This is a genomic window from Roseovarius sp. B08 (genome assembly GCF_051417955.1).
Lineage (GTDB): Bacteria > Pseudomonadota > Alphaproteobacteria > Rhodobacterales > Rhodobacteraceae > Roseovarius.
Map to the genome: position 1 here is coordinate 1,072,788 of NZ_JBPRLW010000001.1, position 17,427 is coordinate 1,090,214.

Consider the following 17,427-nt stretch of genomic DNA (forward strand, 5'->3'; position numbering starts at 1 on the left):
CAATTTGCTCCCGTACCTTCTGACCCATGCGCCAAGCGGTTTATAGACGCCGAGTTTCCGTCGCAGCTCCCGGATCGCTCAAAGCCGGGTCGGGCCGGGGCAGGGCTGTGTCAGCGGTCGGCGGGTTCGACGATGTCGGCGAGTTTCAGACGCTGGATCTTGCCCGAGGGGCCCTTGGGCAACTCGTCGAGAAAGTGGATCTCGTCGGGTGACTTGAACGCGCCGAGGCGGTTGCGGCAGATCTCGATCAGGTCGGCGCCTTTGAGAGCGGAGCCATCGCGGACCCGCACCGCCGCCTCGACGGTTTCGCCGTAGGTGGTGCAGGGCCGCGCGAAAGCGGCGGCCTCGATCACGTCGGGATGGGTGTAGAGCGCCTCGTCGACCTCGCGGGGGGCGATATTCTCGCCGCCCTTGATGATGAGCTCCTTCAGGCGGCCGGTCACGAAGACGTAGCCCTGGGCGTCCATGCGGGCGAGGTCGCCGGTGCGCAGCCAGCCGTCGCGGAACGTGTCGCGGGTGGCTTGCGCGTTCTTGAGGTAGCCCTGCATCACGTTGGGGCCGCACACGGAGATTTCGCCCTCGGTTTCGGGTGGCAGCGCGGCGCCGGTGCTGTCCTGGATCTGGACCTCGCAGCCATAGGCCATCCCGGACGAGCCGATCTTGCGGGTCGCCGGTGGCAGGGGTTGGCCAGGATCTGGGCCGCGGTCTCGGTCAGGCCCATGGTCTCGATGATGGGCACGGAAAAGCGGGCTTCGAAGGCCGATTGCGTCTCGACCGCCAGCGCCGAGGAGGCGGAGCGACCGAAGCGCAGGCGGGTTCGGACCTCGGGGCCGGGTTCGTCCGTGCCGTGCAGCAGGTGGGAGATGATGGTGGGCACGGCGGAAAACCAGGTGACCTGCGCGTCTGCGGCCTGATCCCAGAAGCGGGAGGCGGAGAATTTCGACGTGACGGCGAGCGAGCCGCCGGACACGAGGCTGCCCATGACGGTCACGCAGAGGCCGTTGATGTGGTACACGGGCAGTACGCAGAAACCGCGATCGGCTTCGGAAAGATCGTGCGCGATGGTGGTCGTCCAGCCCCCGGCCAGCAGGCTGGCATGGGTGTGCAGCACGCCCTTGGGTCGGCCGGTGGTGCCGGACGTGTACATCAGGAGGGCGTGGTCCGTCGGAGTGACCGGGTGCAGGTCGGCCTCGGCCCGCTCGGAGAGGGGCACGGGGGTGATACGGGTGGTGTTGGCGGCGGCGAATTGCTCGGCGCAGGCGTCGTGGACGAAAGCGTGTCGGGCCTCGGAATGCTCCAGCGCGTAGGCGATGGCATCCCGGCCCGCGGCGAGGTTGATCATGGTGGCGCGAAAGCCCCCCGCAAGCGCGCCGTAGAGAGCGACGAGCCCCTCGCGGCTGTTGGGGGCGACGATGGCCACGCTTTCGCCTCTGCCCGCCCCGCGGGCGGTGAGGGCGCGGGCGAAGGCAAGTGCCGCGTCCTGTAGCGCGGGCCAGTCGAGGTGGCTGCAATCCTCGGGGAAGACGAAGGCGGTGCCGCCCCGGTGGGCGCGGGCGGCGAGCCAGTCGCGGACGGTGCCCTCGGGCGGTGTGTCGCGGCGCAGCTTCATTGGCCGGCGGCCTCCCAATAGTCGGCGAAGATATCGTCTAGCGTGGGCTCATTGGCGCGGATTTCGTGCACGATCTTGGTGGATTGCAGGAAATGCTTCCAATGAACGTTCTCGTCGATGGAATTCCCCCCCCAGCTGCCGCAGCCCATGGAGAGTGAGAACGGCATACCGTTGGTGAAAGATCCGCCGGTGGCGAAGGTATGGGCCTGGTTGACGATGATGCGGCTGGTGGGGATGGCGCGGGCGAGCGTCATCGGGCGGGTGTCGTTTGTGCTGTGCAGGCCGACGGAATGGCCGGCGCCCTGGAATAGCTGGATGTCGCGGGTGATGCGGATGGCATCGTCGAAATCCTTGGCTGAATAGAGCGCGAGGACGCGGCTGAGCTTTTCGCCAGACAGGGGATGGTCGGGACCGATGCCGGTGGTGGGCACGGCGATGTATTCGGTGCCGTCGGGGACCTGGCCGGTCAGCCCCAGCGCGTCGATCATCTTGTCGGCATCCTGCGCGATGACGGAACGGTTGAGGTGGCCGTCGGGCCAGAGGGCGGCGACAATGGCGGCCTCGTCCTCGACCACGGCGCCGCCGGCGCGGGCCATGGCGGCGATGAAGGCGTCGCGCACGGCCTCGACCACGACGATCGAATTCTCGGACGAGCAGGAGGTGGCGTTGTCGAAGGTTTTCGACGCGCGGATCTTCTCGGCGGCGGCGTCGAGATCGGCGGTTTCATCCACGATGACGGTGACGTTGCCCGCGCCCACGGCGACGGCGGGGGTGCCGGAGGTTTGGGCGCGGTGGACGTTGTTCTGGCTGCCGGTGGCGACGATCATGTCGCAGGTCTCCATCAGGCGTTGCGTCTTGTCCTTGGAGCCGGGCGCGGGGACCATGCTGACGAGGTCGGGGTCCTCGCCGATCCTGGCGAACTCGGCATGGATGAATTCGATCAGTTTCTCGCAGCTGGGCACGCCCTTGGGCGAGGGGGCCACGACGATGGCGTTGCCGCATTTCAGCGCGTTGATGATGTTGTTGGCGGGCGTGGCGGCGGGGTTGGTCGAGGGCACGATGGCGGCCACGACGCCCTTGGGGCGGGCGATTTCCGTGATGCCGGTGGCGGGGTCTTCGCGGATCACGCCGAAGGTGGTGACGCCCTTGATGTCGCGCATGAGGCCCAGCGTCTTGCGGTGGTTCTTGGTGATCTTGTCGGGCACGTTGCCCAAGCCTGTGGTCCGGACCGCCAGTTCGGCCAGTGCGCGGTTGCGGCCCGGTTCCATGATCGCCCATGCGACGGCCTGTGCGGCGCGGTCGTAGCGCTGCTGGCTGCCGTCCGCCTCGTACCGGCCTTGGGCGGCGCGGGCGCGGGCGATGGTGGCATCCAGTTCGGCGATGGGATCGGCGGCGTTCATGGTGGTGACCTTTCTTGTGAGGGGCGCGCGGATCGGGCGCGCGCCCCGGTGCTTTGGGGCTCAGAGACCGGCGAGCAGTTCCTTGAGAGTCTCCTCGCGGGCGGTCCACATCTCGATCACCTCGTCGCGGGTCATGACGTGCATGGGCGACCCGCCCGCTTCCATCTTGCCCTTGACACGGCTGTTCTCGAACATGGTCGGGACCACCTCGGCCAGCTTGTCGATGATCGGCTGGGGCGTGCCCTTGGGCACCATCACGCCGCGGAAATTGACCGAGGCGTTGTCGATGTCGTAGCCCTGTTCCTTCATCGTCGGTACGTCGGGCAGGAAGTCGCTGCGCTCGTTGTCGAAAACGCCGAGGATCTTGACGTTGCCGGCCTTTTCGGCGCGGAACGCGTCGGAGAGGTTGTTGACCCCGCCCAGCACGTCGCCGGCGATGACGGCTTTCATGGCACCGGCTCCGCCTGCATTGTTGGGGATGTAGGCCAGTTTCACACCTGCTGCCTTTTCAAGCTGAAGCGCGGCGATGTGGTGGCCGACGAACAGCCCGGCGCCCGAGAAGGTGAGCCCGCCGGGGTTTTCCTTGGCGTAGTTCACGACGTCTTCCATCGAATTGAACTGGCTGTCGGCACTTACCACGAAGACCGCCGGGTCGGCGCCCCAGTTGGCGATGGGCTCGAAGCTGTCGGTGCTGTATTCGACGCCACCCTCGATCGATTGGGCGATGAAGTGGGGCACGTTGTAGGCGCCGAGAGTGTAGCCGTCGGGCTGAACCTGAGTAGCGAGCCAGTTCCAGCCGACGCGGCCGCCGGCACCGGGTTTGTTGACGATGGCGATGGGCACGCCGAGCGCGTCCTCGTTGCCTGCCGTCATGGTGACGATGCGCGCCTGAAAGTCGGTGGCGCCGCCGGCGCCGTAGCTAACCATCATCATGACGGGGCGTTCGGGGTAGTTGTCCTGCGCGCTGGCAGAGCCGGCAAGACCCATGAGCGCAATGGATGCGGCTGCAATCAGTTTCTTCATCGGTGGTTCCTCCCTTGGAAAGTTGTCTTTCGCTTCTTGGTTTTCAGAAAAGGATCTCTCGCGGGGTGAAGACCCCGAGCAGCAGTGCGAAGAGACCGTACATCACGGCCAGGAAACCGGCCGTGATCAGCACCCGTTTGACCCATGTACGTGGCTCGCCGTGGGGGGCGGGATCGTAGAGGGACAGCAGGATGAAGAACGCGATGGTGGACGCGGTGTAGAAGCCCAGCGTGGGCGCGGCCCAGAAGACATAGACCAGCAGGACGAGGATGCCGGGCAGGATGTTGCGCACGGCGATGACGCTGAGGCCCGGGCCGACGCGGGTCTTGCCCAGGAGCGCCTTGCCGAAGGTCCAGAGGGCGAGCGCCACGAACACGACCGAGATGATGCGGGGAAACAGAAAGGCGCGGGCGGGTTCGCCGGTGAAGCTGAGCCAGGCGACCCAGATGCCGACGAGGGCGACCAGACCGCTGGCGAGGATGTGCTGGGCGCGGGGGCGGTCGGTCACGTGGTCCGCTCCTGTTGTTCGAGGGTGTCTTCCTTGCTGAGAAAGCGGCGCTGGCGCAGTTCCATCCAGACCGAGTAGGCGATGGAGGCCACGACGATGCCGATGAGCGTGAGGTTGAGCGCGCCGGTGAAGAAGTAGCTGCCCATGCTGGAGGTGGCGTTGGCGATCATGGCGCCCTGCACGAAATTCGCCTCGGCGATGGGGCCGAGGATGAGGCCCAGCACCAGCGGTGCTGCGGAAAAGCCGAAGCGCTCGAGGAAATACATGCCGGTGCCCAGGGCGGCCATGATGTAGACGTCGCCCATGGAGTTCTGCACCGAGTAGCTGCCGAAGACGGCGAGCGCCAGCACCACGGCGGCCATGACCGCGTTGGGGACCTGCGCCACCCGCGCCGCCAGCCCGGCCACGTAGAGGCCGAAGACGCACATCAGGATCTGGCCGATCAACATGGAGTTGATGAAGGTCCAGGCGACATCGGGGTAGTTCTCGAACAGGTCGCTGCCCGGGAAGATGCCGTGGATCAGCAGGCCGCCCAGCAGCACGGCGGCGGTGGGCGAGCCGGGTATCGAGAGGGTCAGCAGCGGGACAAGAGAGGGTCCGACCATGGCGTTGTTGGCGCTTTCGGCGGCGATCACGCCCTCGCTGTGGCCGGTGCCGAATTTCTTTTGCTCGCGGCTGGTCTTGCGGGCCTGGTCATAGGCCACGAGCCCGGCGATCTGGCCGCCGACGCCGGGGATGAGGCCGATGAAGGAGCCCGTCATCGTGCCGATGCCCAAGGCGCGGGAGCGGCGGAAGACCTCGCGGATCGAATCCATGATCGGGCTTTTCTCGACCTTGAGGACTTCGGCGTCATGCTGATGCCGGCCCTTGGCGAACATGGTGATGACCTGCGGAATGGCAAAGAGGCCGATGAGGGCGGGGATGATGTTGATGCCGCCCGAGACGCTGGAATGGAAGATGAAGCGTTGGGCGCCCATGACGTCGTCGAAGCCTATGGTCGCGAGCCAGAGCCCGATGCAGCCCGACAAGAGGCCCTTGACCACCGAGCTTGAATCGAGCGAGCCGATGACGGTGACGCCGAGGATGGCCAGCCAGAAGAGGTGCGAGGGGCCAAAGGCCAGCGCCCATTCGGCCAGCACCGGCGTCAGGAATATCAGCAGCAGAACCCCGAAGACGCCGCCGATGGCCGAAGAGATGAACGACAGTTGCAGCGCCCGTGCGCCCTGGCCGTTTCTGGCCATGGTGTGCCCGTCGAGCGTTGTGGCGATGTTGGCCGGCGCGCCGGGGATCTTGAGCAGGATGGCGCTGACCGCGCCGCCCGCGACCGTCGAGGTATAGGCCGCGCCCAGCAGGATAAGGCCCTGCGTGGCGTCGAGCTTGAACGTGAAGGGAATGAGCAGGGCCACGGCCATGGTGGGCGACAGGCCCGGCGTGGCGCCGAGGATCAGCCCGCCGATCGTGCCGATCAGAAGCAGCATGAAGTTGAACGGCGTGAACACGTCGCCGAAGTAGAACAGGAACTCCAAGCCGTATCCTCCCATTGGCTTGTCGTAAGTGACCTGGAAGGGTATGCAATGAAAACAATATTGCAAATGTTTTCATTTTTGGCCACGCGGGGTCGCGCAAGTGTCTGACAAAAATAAGAAAAAGACAGATATAATCGCCGTGGCCAAGGCGGCGCGCGTGTCGCCCTCGACAGTGTCGCGCAGCTTCAACCACCCGGACCTGGTAAAGGCCACGACCCGCAAGAAGATAGATGCTGCGGTGCGGCGGTTGGGCTATATCCGCAACCGTGCGGCACAGACGATCCACGGCATTCGCAGCGGCACGATCGGGCTGATCGTGCCCACCGTGGACCAAGCGATATTTGCCGAGATGATCCAGAGTTTTTCCGAGGCGGTGGAGGAGCTGGGCTTCACGATCCTGCTGGCCTCGCACGGGTTCAACCTGGACCGGGAGTATGCGTTGACACGCAAGATGCTGGAACATCGGGTGGATGGCGTGGCGCTGATCGGGATCGAGCATACTCGGGATACGCTGGACCTGCTGGCGCAGCAGGAGATGCCGACGCTGTTGCTGTGGAGCTTTTCACCGCAAGCGCCGTTTCCCTGCGTGGGGTCGGACAATTATCAGGCGGGGTACCTGATCGGGCGGCACGTGGCGGCTTTGGGCCACAGGCAGGTGGCGGCGATATTCCCGCCCGTTGAAGGCAACGACCGGGCCTCGCTACGCTTTGCAGGGGTGAAGGATGCGCTGGCGGAGGCGGGGTGCAGTATCCCCGAGGCGTGGCAGTTGGTGGCGCCATACAGCGTGGCGACGGCGAAGAGCGCGGTCGAGGCGCTGATTGCGGAGGGCGCGTTGCCGACCGCCATCCTCTGCGGCAACGACGTGCTGGCCTGGGGCGCGCTGCATGCGCTGAACCGGGCCGGGATCGCGGTGCCGGGGCGGGTGACGGTGACGGGCATCGGGGATTTCAAGGGCTCGAAGGAGTTCGAGCCGTCGCTGAGCACGGTGCGCATCCCGGCACGGACGATCGGGGCGCGGGCGGCCGCCGCCATCGTGCAGCTGACCACCTCGGAGGAGGCGGTGGACGTGGCAGCACTTATCCCGCCCGAGATCATGGTGCGCGCCACCAGCGGGCCGCCGCGCGAGGACTGACTATTCGCGCACCGAGAGGACGATCTTGCCGACGTGGCCGCCCGCTTCGAGCTCGGCATGGGCATCAGCGGCGCGGGCGAGCGGGTGGACGGAGTTGATGACCGGCTTGACCGCGCCCTGTTCCAGCAGGGGCCAGACCCGGGCCAGCAGATCGGCGGCGATAAGGCCCTTTTCCCGCGGCGATTGCGGGCGCAGGGTGCTGCCGCAGAGGGTCTGGCGCTTGCGGATCATGCCCTCGATGTCGATTTCGGTCTTGCCGCCGCCGAGAAACGCGATGATGACCAGCCGCCCCGCGACGGCAAGCGAGGCGAGGTTGCGGTCGAGATAATCGGCGCAGATCATGTCGAGAATGACATCGACGCCGCCGCCGTCGGTGAGGCGGGCGATTTCATCCTCGAACCGGGCCGTGCGGTAGTTGATCGCCTCGGTCGCGCCGAGGTCGCGGCAGGCCCGGCATTTCTCGTCGGTGCCGGCGGTGGCGTAGACGGTGGCCCCCATGGCGCGGGCAAGCTGGATGGCGGTGGTGCCGATGCCGCTGGCGCCGCCGTGGATCAGGACGGTTTCGCCTTCGGCGAGGCGGCCGATGCGGAATAGATTGGTCCAGACGGTGAAGTAGGTCTCGGGCAGGGCCGCGGCCTCGAGTGCCGAGAGGCCGGAGGGCCAGGGCAGGACCTGCGGGGCTGGCGTGACGCAGTATTCGGCGTAGCCGCCGCCCGCGACCAGCGCGACAACCTTGTCGCCCTCGGCAAAGGACAGCACGTCGTCGCCGCAGGAGACGACCTCGCCTGCCACCTCAAGCCCCAGCACCTCGGTCACGCCGGGAGGCGGGGATAGCCGCCCTGGCGCTGGCGCAGGTCGGGGCGGTTGACCCCCGCGGCGGCGACGCGGATGAGCACCTCGCCCGGACCGGGGCGGGGTACGGGAATCTCGCGGGGCTCCAGCACTTCGGGGCCGCCGGGGCTTGTGGCGAAGATGGCTTGCATGGCCTGGGGCATGAGAGGGCTCCTAACCTTGGAGTGAGATGACCGTGCCGACGGCGAGGAAGAGGCCGAGTGCGGTCAAGGACAGTACGGTGAGTTTCAGGTTGCCCCGGCGCAGGAGCGGGGCCGGCTCCAGTTGCATGATGCGGGTCGTGATCAGCACGTTGGCGGTGAAGGGCGTGGAGCCCGCGGTGAGACCCCAGCCGACGATCGCGGCGAGCGCCAGCCACATCAGGGCGGGTTCGGGCACCAGCGGGTGCAGCACGCCCAAAAGGATGCTGGCCGACACGATGGGATTGAGCGCCGAGACGCCCCCCAGCACCATGCCCAGGGGAACCAGCGCGATGAGGGCGGGCACCAGCGCATCGGGGGGCGAGGGCAGGGCGCCGTCGAAGCTGCTGACGAACCAGGCGATGATCGCGCCGAGAAAGCCTGCGCAGGAGACGATGACGATCTCGTTGACGCCGCTTGCCGCGGTGGCGGCCAGTTCCCGGTGCAGGCCGGGGGCGATGCGCGCGGCAACCTGGATCGCCCACCACGCGAGCGAGAAGCCCAGCACCGCCACCAGCACCGAGGCCGGCATCGAGAGGTCCGCGGCCACGTGCAGCACGAAGGCCACCGCCACGAGCAGGGCGACCCGGGCGACGACGCGCAGCAGGATGAGCTGTTCGGGCAGGGCGGGCAGGGCGCGCGTCATGGGTGATTTGCCGGGGTCGGGATCGGTGGCGCGGGGGCCGCGCGATGCGACATAGCCCGCGCCGAGGTAAAGAACCGCGGCGGCGAGGCCGTAGGGAAGGATCTGGAAGTAATCGACCTCGGGGAGGATGGACAGTGTGATGATCGTCGACAGGGCCAGGGGCGACCACATGGGCATGGCGCCGAAGCCGCGCAGCATCGAGAGGGTCAGGTCCTCGACCGCGTTCTGTCTTTCGAGTGTCTCGCGGGTCTGGGCGAGCAGGGTGGCCATCAGGCTTGCGGCGCCGAAATTTAGGAAGATGCCGAAGATATGGGTGCCGAGCGTGACGAAGAGATAGCGTGCGCCGCGCGGGCGGCTTGCCACCACGGCCGCGGCCTTGCGAATGTCCGGCGCGCGGGAGGCCGCGCGGCTGAGCAGGCCGAGCGCGACGAGGAAGGCGGAGAGAAAAATCATACGGTCGAGGCCGCCGGTTTCCGCGATCCAGCCGCCGGCCCAGCCCCAGAGGAAGAGCACAAAAACAAGGCCGCCGATGATCCAGGCGGGGCGGTTGAGGCCGCGGCGATTGAGCAGTGCCACGGCCAGCAGGGCGAAGACCACGGGGATTTCCGGCACCGGCACGACGATGGCCGCGGCACCGGTGGCAAGCAGGTAGAGCGCCAGCAGCGGGTTGAGGACGTCGCGCACCCGCCCGAACATGACGGGTGCGTCAGCCATCGACGGTTTGGCGTATGCTGGCCGACAGACCGCCATCGACCACCAGTTCGGTACCGGTGATGTAGCCGGCCTTGTCGGAGGCCAGGAAGACTGCCGCCTCGGCGATGTCCCAGGCGGTGCCCATGCGCCCCAACGGGCATTGCGCGGCGCGGGCGGCGCGCATTTGCGCCTCGGTCCGGTCGCCGTAGCTGTTAGCGAGCGTGACGCCGATACGGGGGGTGTCGATGAGGCCCGCGATGATGGAATTCACGCGGATGTTGTCGGGCGCGAGTTCCACCGCAAGGGCGCGGGCGAACTGGTTGGCGCCGGCCTTGGTGGCGGAATAGGCGAGGTGGGGATAGCCCACATGCCGGATCGACGCGATCGAGGAGGTGACGGTGATGACCCCGCGACCCTGCGCACGCATCATCGGAATCGCGGCCTGCGCGGCGACGTGCAGCGAAGTGAGGTTGGCGTCGCTGATGCGGCGCCAGTCGGCGGGGGTGGTGTTTTCGGACGGCCCGCTTTTGCCCAGGCCCACGTTGCAGTGCAGGATGTCGAGGCGTCCGTGTTTGGCCTCGACGCCCGAGATCAGGGCGGTGACGCTGACGTCGTCGAGGACATCGACCGTTGCGGCCTCGGCGCTGCCGCCTGCATTGGTGACATGGTTCACGGTTTCCTGGGCAGAGGAAAGATCATTGTCGGCGGCAATGACATGGGCGCCTTCGCGGGCGAGGCAAATAGCGATGGCCCGCCCGATGCCGATGCCCGACGCGATGGAGCCGGCGCCGATCACCAGCGCGATGCGGCCCTGAAGGCCGGTGTCCGCCGCGCTGGTCATGCCGCCCCCGAGGAGCGCAGGGCGTCTCGCTTGGCGCGGGTGGCGCGCAGCTCGCGACGGACGCCGACGAAGGCCGAAAGAATGGTGATGACGATGAAGATCCAGCAGATCGGGCTGCGGAAGAAGATCGTGATATCCTCGGAAATGAGGAACGAGCGGCGCAGGTTGTCCTCGAAGAGCGGGCCCAGGATGAAGCCCATCAGGAAGGGGGCCGCAGCCATGTCGATCTTCATCATGATGTAGCCGAGCACGCCGAAGGCCAGCATCACGCCCACGTCGAACATCTGGCTTTGCACGGCATAGCTGCCGAAGACGCAGAACATCAGGACAATGGGCAGCAGGATATGGCGCGGGATGTCGGCGATGCGGGCGAAGTAGCGGATGGCGAGCTTGCCTGACCCCAGCAGCACGACAGAGCTGAGCATGATGCCGATGAATATGGCGTAGATGATGGTGATGTTGTCCTGGAACATCAGCGGGCCGGGGTGAGGCCCTGGAGCATGAATGCCCCGAGGATCACCGCCGTTACAACGTCGCCCGGGATACCGAGCGCCAGCAGGGGAATGAGCGTGGCCCCGGCGACGCCGTTATTGCCTGCCTCGGAGGCGGCGACGCCCTCGATATTGCCCTTGCCGAATGTTTCGGGGGACTTGGACGTGCGGCGCGCCTCACCGTAGGAGAGGAACGCGGCGGCGGTGGCGCCGGCACCGGGGATTGTGCCGATGATGACGCCGATGAAGCTGCCGCGCACGATGGTGACGAGGCTGGATTTGAGTTCGGCCAGACTCACGCGGCTCTTGTCGGCGGTCTTGACCGTGAAGGGCGCGACCTTGCGTACGTAGAAGTCGATCACTTCTGGCAGGGCGAAGAGGCCGATCAGCAGGGGGATATAGCTGACCCCGCCCATCAGGTTGAAATTGTCGAAGGTGAACCGCTGGGTGCCGTAGACCAGATCGAGCCCGATGGTGGAGGTCAGGAGGCCCAGCAGGCCCGAGATCAGGCCCTTGGTCAGGGACGAGCCGGAGATCGAGATCACCACGGTAAGTGAAAAGCAGATCAGCCAGAAATATTCGGGCGGGCCGAAGGCGAGCGCCAGGCCCGCGATAAGGCTGGCGAAGAAGATCAGGGACAGGTTGGACAGGAAGTCGGCGATGCAGGAGGCGTAGAGCGCCATGTTGAGCGCCTTGCCCGCCTGGCCCTGCTGCGCCAGAGGGTAGCCGTCGAGAAGGGTGCAGGCGGCGGCGGGCGTGCCGGGCGCGCGGATCAGGATCGCGGTGATCGAGCCGCCGAAGACGCCGCCCTTGTAGACGCCCACCAGCAGCAGGATGCCGGTGACCGGATCGAGGTTGAAGGTGAAGGGCAGGGCGAGGGCAACGGCCATGGTCGCCGTGAGGCCGGGGATTGCGCCAACGGTCACGCCGAGGCAGACACCGGCGGTGATCGCCAGCAGGTTGCCGAGCGTGAAGAACATTTCGAAGCCGGTTGCGATATTCTCAAGCATGGATCACATCCAGTCTTCGAACAGGCCCATGGGCAGGGGCACCTGCGCGACATGGGCGAAAAAGAGATAGACCAGCAGCGGCACGGCGATGCCGACGCCCAGCAGGATGAGCGGGCGGCGTTCCCCGCCGATGGCCATGAGGGCGATGGTCACGACGATGGCGGTGAGCGGCATGCCCAGCCGCTCGGGCATCAAAAGATAGAGCGCAAGCAGGCCGACAAGCATCAGCACGCGGGATTTCCAGCGCGGATGTGTCCCAAGCGAGGCGTCATCCTCGCCGGGGATATGCGCGGCAAAGATCGCTTCCAGAAGGTGGATCAGGGCGAAGAGACCGACGCCGATCGTCAATACGTAAGGCAGGAAGGTGGGCGACAGGGGCAGATGCTTGACCGACGCCGGCGACGTCACCCCGGCGGGGATCACGAAGAGTGCGAAAAGCACCGACGCCAGAATCGTCAACACCGCGAAGACGATCTCGCGGCGGCGACCCTTGCGGTTCTCGGTGTCTGTATCTGTTCCGCTCATGGCTGGCCCTCCCATGCCGCCTTTGAAGAGTGGCGGCCCGCGGGGCCGCCACCTGCCGTTCGTCAGAATTATTCGACGGTTACACCGGCCTCATCAACCACGGCTTTCCAGCTGGAAAGTTCACCGTCGATATACTTGGCGAAATCCTCGGGGCTGCCGCCCTCGATCTGGCCGCCGCGCGTGTCGGCAAATTTCTTGAAGCTGTCGCTTGCAAGAACCTCGTCCAGCGCCTCGTTCAGCGTGGCGACAACCGCGTCGTCGGTGCCCGCGGGGGCCAACAGGCCGAACCACGAGCGCGCGGCGAAGCCGTCAAGCTCGGCGATGTCCAGTTCGTCCAGCGTCGGCACGTCCTCGAGATGCTCGGAACGTTCCGGCGTGGTGACCGCCAGCGCGCGCAGGGCGCCCGACTGGATATGCGGCATGGCCGAGGGCAGGTTGTCGAACATCACGTCGACATCGCCCGACAAGAGGGCCGGTACGGCCTCGCCGCTGCCGCGGAAGGGCACGTGGGTCATGTCGGCGCCGGTGCGGGCCTTGAACATCTCGCCCGAGAGGTGGATCGAGCTGCCCACGCCCGAGGACCCGAAGGTCATGTTCTCGGATTTCGCGGCTTCGAGGAATTCTTCGGCCGACTGGTAGGGACTGTCCTCGTTGACCACCATGACGTTGGGGATCGACATGATCAGCTTGATAGGTGCGAAATCCTCGACCGGATCATATTGCAGGTTCTTGTAGACAGCGGGCGCGATGCCGTGCGACGACACCTGCCCCATGAAGAGCGTGTAGCCATCGGGTCGGGCGTTGGCCGCCTGGGTGGTGCCCAGCGTGGCGCCGGCACCGGGGCGATTTTCGACCGTCACGGTTTCGTCAAGCACCTGGCTGAGGCCGTCGGCGACCTGGCGGGCCAGAACGTCGGTGGCGCCGCCGGCGCTGTAGGGCACGATCAGGGTGATACGCTTGGTCGGGTAGTCCTGCGCCAAGGCAGAGCCGCCGAAGGCCAGCATGGCAGTGGCGCTGACGGCGCCGATCATGGTTCTGCGGTTGAGTTTCATCTTGGTCTCCTCCTTTGATGAAGTGTCGTGTCTTTCCTTGCGTCCGGATGTTTTCTCAGACAGATCCGATCGTCATTCCTCCACAGACGTAGAGGACCTGTCCGGTCACGAACCCCGCTCTTTCCGAACAAAAGTACGACACGGCGTCGGCCACGTCCTCGGGGGTTCCGGTGCGCTTCATGGGCACCGTCGCGATGATCTTTTCGGTGCGCGGGTCACCCGGCGGGTTCACCTTGTTGAAAAGCTCGGTGGCGATGGGGCCGGGGCCGAGCGCGTTGACGGTGATGCCGTGCCGGCCCAGTTCCAGTGCCCAGGTCTTGGTCATGCCGTGCAGGCCGGCCTTGGTGGCCGCATAGGCGGTGCGCAACTCCTTGCCCAGGGCCACGCGGCTGGAAATGTTGACGACACGGCCCAGCTGCGCCTCTTTCATCGCTGGCAGCGCGGCTTGCAGGCAGACAAGCGGCGCGCGCAGGTTGACCGCCGCGACCTTGTCTATGGAATAGGGATCGGTCCCTTCCACGTCCGCGGGCTCGACGATGCCGGCGTTGTTCACCAGGCGCGTCACGCGTCGGCCGCCGCAGAATTTTTCCAGCGCGGTGCGCGTAGCCTCGACATCGGACAGGTCCAGTTCCAGCACCTCGTCGGCATGGTCATGCTCGGGCGCGATGCGGTCGACCACGGCGACGCGCAGACCGTCGGCCTTGAGTCGCTCGGCGATGGCTGCGCCGATGCCGCGGGCGCCGCCGGTGACGATGGCGAAATCACTCATGGATCACTCCTCGAACGGCATTGCCTTGTCGATCGTCTCCCAGATGAAGCGCCCCGACGGTTTCTGTTGTTCTTCGGCGATATGCGCCACGAGGCCGGCGGCGCGGGAGATGACGGCGAAGCCGCGCATCAGGTTCACGGGGATGTCCATGTCACCCAGAAGGGCGGCGGTGGCGCCGGTGGCGTTGATGGTGATGTGGCGGTCGAATTCGGCATCGACGGCAGCCGACAGTGTTTTCAGCGCGGGCAGGTAGCGGGGGTTGTCGGATTCTTTCTCGCCGATCTCCAGCAGTTTGAGAGCGCGGGGTCGTCGGGTTTGTGCAGGTGGTGGCCGAAGCCCGGCAGATGGGCCTTGCGGGCGCGGTGTTCGCGCACGATTTCGGTCGCGCGGGCGGCCTGGGCGTCGGCGTCCAGATCGACCAGTTCCGACAGCAGGCGGGCGTTGTTCTCGATCGTCCCGACGAACTGGCTGCCGACGGCCAGAAGCCCGGCGGCGACGGCGCCTTGCAGATTCTCCGGCGCAGACATGTAGATCGACCGGGTGGTGATGGCGCTGGGGGTAAGCCCGTGTTCCATCATCACGATCAGGATCGCGTTCATCACCCGTTTCTGGCTGGGGCTGACCGGGCGATTCAGGATGTGCTGCATCATCACGGTGACGAAATCGCTGTCATCGGTCAGCAGCTCGTCCACCAGGTTGCTGTTGCGGTAGAATATCTCGGTGTCGGTGTAGCGGCACAGGGAAGTCGTGGGCGCTGGTTTGGACATGAGTCAGCCTTTCTGCAATGCGTCGGCGCGCGCGGCGGCGTGCTCTTCGGCAAGTTGATTTTTCTGAAGCTTGCCGATCGCGTTGCGCGGCAGGCTGTCACGGAAATTGACGGATTTGGGCGTCTGGACGGGACCGAGGCGCTTGCGGATGAATGCGATGATCTCGTCCGCCGTGACGGCCTTGGCATCGCGCACCTGAACGGCGGCGTGGACCGCCTCGCCCCATTTGTCGTCGGGCACGCCGTAGACGGCGCAGTCGATGATCTCGGGGTGTTCGCCCATGACGGTTTCCACATCCGCCGGGTAGACGTTGAAGCCGCCGGTGATGATCATCTCCTTGGCGCGGCCGCGGATGAACAGATAGCCGTCCGCGTCCTTCTGGCCCAGGTCGCCGGTGTGCAGCCAGCCGTCGACCAGCGTCTTGGCGGTGGCCTCGGGCTGGTCCCAGTATCCGGTCATCAGAAGGTCGCCGCGGATGACGATCTCGCCGGTTTCGCCCGCGGGCAGGACATTGCCCTTGTCGTCCATGATCTCGACCTGACTGAGCAGGGTCTCGCGGCCCACCGAGGCGCGCTTGGAGGGGTCCTTCAGCTCTTCGGCCGAGATCATGGTGGCGATCTGGGGTGCCTCGGTCTGACCGTAGGTGGAGGCGAGGCAGGGGCCGAAGATGTCCTGCGCACGGCCGATGGCGTCGGGGCGCATGGGGCCGGCGCCATAGATCAGGTTCTTGAGGTGGGCATAGTCGGCGTCGCGCACGCCGTCGAGCTCCATCAGCATGTACAGCACTGTGGGCGGCACGAAGGTGGTGGTGATCCGCGCGTTCTGGAGGAAGTCCAGGGTCTGTTCGGGGCGGGGCCGGTCCAGCAGGACAAGCGTGCCGCCGGTTGCCAGCGTCGGCAGGATATAGGTGGAGGTGCCATGGGTGATGGGGGCAGCAGCGAGGTAGCGCTGGCCCTCGCCCAGAGACCAGGCGGCGACCTGGGTCGCGATGTTGGTGTTCCACGCGCGGTAGGGCTGCATCACGCCCTTGGGCAGGCCGGTGGTGCCGCCGGTAAACTTGATCGCCTGGGTGGCGGACAATGGCAGGTTGGCCTTGGCGGGTGCCTGGCCCATGTTGGCGCGGATGAGGTCGCCGGTGGTGCCGGGGCCGCCGGCGGGATCGGAAAACAGGAATGTGGTGTCCGCGCCGGTCAGTTTTTCGGCGGTCTCGGTCTGGACGATGACGATGCTGGCGCGGGTGAAGCCGACCGCGCGCACCAGCTCGGCGCTGGCGTTCATCGGTTGCAACGGCACCCAGACCTTGCCCGCGGCCAGCACGGCCAGCCAGCAGGTCAGGTGGTCGATGGTGTTGTAGCAGCAGATGCCGACGCGACTTCCGAATTCGGGATCAAGCTCTTGCAGGCCGGTGGCGAGCGCCTGGACGCGGGCGTGCAGCTGGTCATAGGTGAGTGCCTGGTCGCCATGTTCGACAGCGATTTGGTCGGGCCAGAGCCGGGCGGCGCGGTGGAAGAAGTGAATGGGGTACATGCGTTCTTTTTGCCTTAGGTGGTGAAACCCGACCGCACGATGGCGCGGGTCATGACCGATACGATTTCCTTGCGCCGCGCAGGCGCCAGGCGGGGATTTGAGGGCCGCCACCGAGATGGCCGCCCGAAGCTGGCCCGACGGGTCAAAGACGGCGACGCCGATGGCGCCGACCTCCGGGATGATGATTGAGGCGTTGATCAGCCAGCGGTGCTCGCGCCAGTGCCGGACCATGCGGCGGACATCGGCGGCATTGAGCTCGCCATAGCGGCTGTAGACGTCGGCGTTGGCGGCGATGTGGCGGTCGCACTGGTCCTCGGGCAGGGCGGCGAGAAGAGCGGCGCTGCCCGCGCCGACGCCGAGGGGACGCCGCGCGCCGACCTGAAGCGTGTTGGCGCAGAGCGCGAAGGTATCTCCCGCCGCGTCGATGCAGAGCGCCTCGTCGCCGAATGGCACGGATAGAAAGGCGGTCTCGCCGGTCGCGGCGGCGATTTCGGCCAGGGCGGGCCGCAGCTCCATGCGCAGAGGATCGAACTGGCGCGGCGAGCCGGGGGCGCCGGCAAGGTCGAAGATCCCGATGCCGAGCGTGTAGATCTTGGAATAGGGATCGAAGCTGAGCAGGCCGCCGTCGACCAGCCCCTGCAGCAGCCGGCGGGCGGTCGCGGTCTTGAGGTTGGCCTTGCGGGCCACGGTCGAGAGGGTGATTCCGGTCGCGTTGCGGGCGGCCACGATCGGCAAGAGGCGGATCGCCTTGGCCAGCGATGTCTCGGCCGTCCTGTCGCTTTGCCCCGCAGGCAGGGTGCCGGTGTCCGGGTCGGTATCGGTCAAACTGTCCTCCCTTGCGAAGCCGGGTCGCGGGCCGGCTTCTGATGTGGAGCCT

11 protein-coding genes and 4 pseudogenes are annotated in these 17,427 nt (G+C 66.5%); 1 reads left to right on the top strand and 14 read right to left on the bottom strand.

The window, feature by feature from the left end:
- Positions 1–110: 110 nt before the first annotated feature.
- The 5 genes and pseudogenes from ACSQ76_RS05455 to ACSQ76_RS05475 form a co-directional block, all read right to left on the bottom strand.
- Positions 111–1,609 (bottom strand): annotated as a pseudogene (locus ACSQ76_RS05455) (AMP-binding protein).
- Positions 1,606–3,042 (bottom strand): acylating sulfoacetaldehyde dehydrogenase, encoded by a 1,437-nt coding sequence (gene sauS, locus ACSQ76_RS05460; RefSeq protein WP_437158164.1) that lies wholly within the window; start codon positions 3,040–3,042, stop codon positions 1,606–1,608. Before sauS ends, ACSQ76_RS05455 begins: the two are co-directional and overlap by 4 nt.
- A gap of 27 nt (positions 3,043–3,069) precedes the next feature.
- Entirely contained in the window at positions 3,070–4,032 is a 963-nt protein-coding gene (locus tag ACSQ76_RS05465; RefSeq protein ID WP_437155754.1) for a Bug family tripartite tricarboxylate transporter substrate binding protein, read from the bottom strand.
- Positions 4,033–4,075: 43 nt separating this feature from the next.
- Positions 4,076–4,540, bottom strand: coding sequence for a tripartite tricarboxylate transporter TctB family protein (locus ACSQ76_RS05470; protein WP_437155755.1), 465 nt, complete (start codon positions 4,538–4,540; stop codon positions 4,076–4,078).
- Entirely contained in the window at positions 4,537–6,066 is a 1,530-nt protein-coding gene (locus ACSQ76_RS05475; protein WP_437155756.1) for a tripartite tricarboxylate transporter permease, read from the bottom strand. The genes ACSQ76_RS05470 and ACSQ76_RS05475 overlap by 4 nt, the downstream gene beginning before the upstream one ends.
- Positions 6,067–6,166: 100 nt before the next feature.
- Between ACSQ76_RS05475 and ACSQ76_RS05480 the strand changes: the two genes are divergently transcribed.
- Complete coding sequence (locus tag ACSQ76_RS05480) at positions 6,167–7,198, top strand: LacI family DNA-binding transcriptional regulator (protein WP_437155757.1); 1,032 nt, start codon at positions 6,167–6,169, stop codon at positions 7,196–7,198.
- Here the strand turns inward: ACSQ76_RS05480 and ACSQ76_RS05485 are convergent.
- The 9 genes and pseudogenes from ACSQ76_RS05485 to ACSQ76_RS05525 all read right to left on the bottom strand — a co-directional run bounded on the left by ACSQ76_RS05485 (position 7,199) and on the right by ACSQ76_RS05525 (position 17,375).
- Positions 7,199–8,193, bottom strand: a pseudogene (locus ACSQ76_RS05485) (NAD(P)H-quinone oxidoreductase).
- 10 nt (positions 8,194–8,203) lie between these two features.
- The gene (locus tag ACSQ76_RS05490) at positions 8,204–9,589 is read right to left on the bottom strand and encodes a hypothetical protein (RefSeq protein ID WP_437155758.1); all 1,386 of its coding nucleotides are present in this window, start codon (positions 9,587–9,589) and stop codon (positions 8,204–8,206) included.
- Positions 9,582–10,409, bottom strand: a complete 828-nt coding sequence (locus tag ACSQ76_RS05495; RefSeq protein ID WP_437155759.1) for an SDR family NAD(P)-dependent oxidoreductase — start codon at positions 10,407–10,409, stop codon at positions 9,582–9,584. The genes ACSQ76_RS05490 and ACSQ76_RS05495 overlap by 8 nt, the downstream gene beginning before the upstream one ends.
- Positions 10,406–11,910 (bottom strand): annotated as a pseudogene (locus ACSQ76_RS05500) (tripartite tricarboxylate transporter permease). Before ACSQ76_RS05500 ends, ACSQ76_RS05495 begins: the two are co-directional and overlap by 4 nt.
- A gap of 3 nt (positions 11,911–11,913) precedes the next feature.
- Complete coding sequence (locus tag ACSQ76_RS05505) at positions 11,914–12,435, bottom strand: tripartite tricarboxylate transporter TctB family protein (protein WP_437155760.1); 522 nt, start codon at positions 12,433–12,435, stop codon at positions 11,914–11,916.
- Positions 12,436–12,503: 68 nt separating this feature from the next.
- Positions 12,504–13,487, bottom strand: coding sequence for a Bug family tripartite tricarboxylate transporter substrate binding protein (locus tag ACSQ76_RS05510; protein WP_437155761.1), 984 nt, complete (start codon positions 13,485–13,487; stop codon positions 12,504–12,506).
- A gap of 55 nt (positions 13,488–13,542) precedes the next feature.
- Entirely contained in the window at positions 13,543–14,256 is a 714-nt protein-coding gene (locus ACSQ76_RS05515) for an SDR family NAD(P)-dependent oxidoreductase (protein ID WP_437155762.1), read from the bottom strand.
- 3 nt (positions 14,257–14,259) lie between these two features.
- A pseudogene (locus ACSQ76_RS05520) lies at positions 14,260–15,023 on the bottom strand (citryl-CoA lyase).
- A 3-nt stretch (positions 15,024–15,026) separates the two neighbouring features.
- Positions 15,027–17,375, bottom strand: a complete 2,349-nt coding sequence (locus ACSQ76_RS05525; protein ID WP_437155763.1) for an AMP-binding protein — start codon at positions 17,373–17,375, stop codon at positions 15,027–15,029.
- Positions 17,376–17,427: the final 52 nt, after the last annotated feature.

Coding starts and splice junctions, on each gene's coding strand:
- ACSQ76_RS05465 (WP_437155754.1), bottom strand. CDS start 4,032: ATGAAGAAACTGATTGCAGCCGCATCCATTGCGCTCATGGGTCTTGCC.
- ACSQ76_RS05490 (WP_437155758.1), bottom strand. CDS start 9,589: ATGGCTGACGCACCCGTCATGTTCGGGCGGGTGCGCGACGTCCTCAAC.
- ACSQ76_RS05495 (WP_437155759.1), bottom strand. CDS start 10,409: ATGACCAGCGCGGCGGACACCGGCCTTCAGGGCCGCATCGCGCTGGTG.
- ACSQ76_RS05505 (WP_437155760.1), bottom strand. CDS start 12,435: ATGAGCGGAACAGATACAGACACCGAGAACCGCAAGGGTCGCCGCCGC.
- ACSQ76_RS05510 (WP_437155761.1), bottom strand. CDS start 13,487: ATGAAACTCAACCGCAGAACCATGATCGGCGCCGTCAGCGCCACTGCC.
- ACSQ76_RS05515 (WP_437155762.1), bottom strand. CDS start 14,256: ATGAGTGATTTCGCCATCGTCACCGGCGGCGCCCGCGGCATCGGCGCA.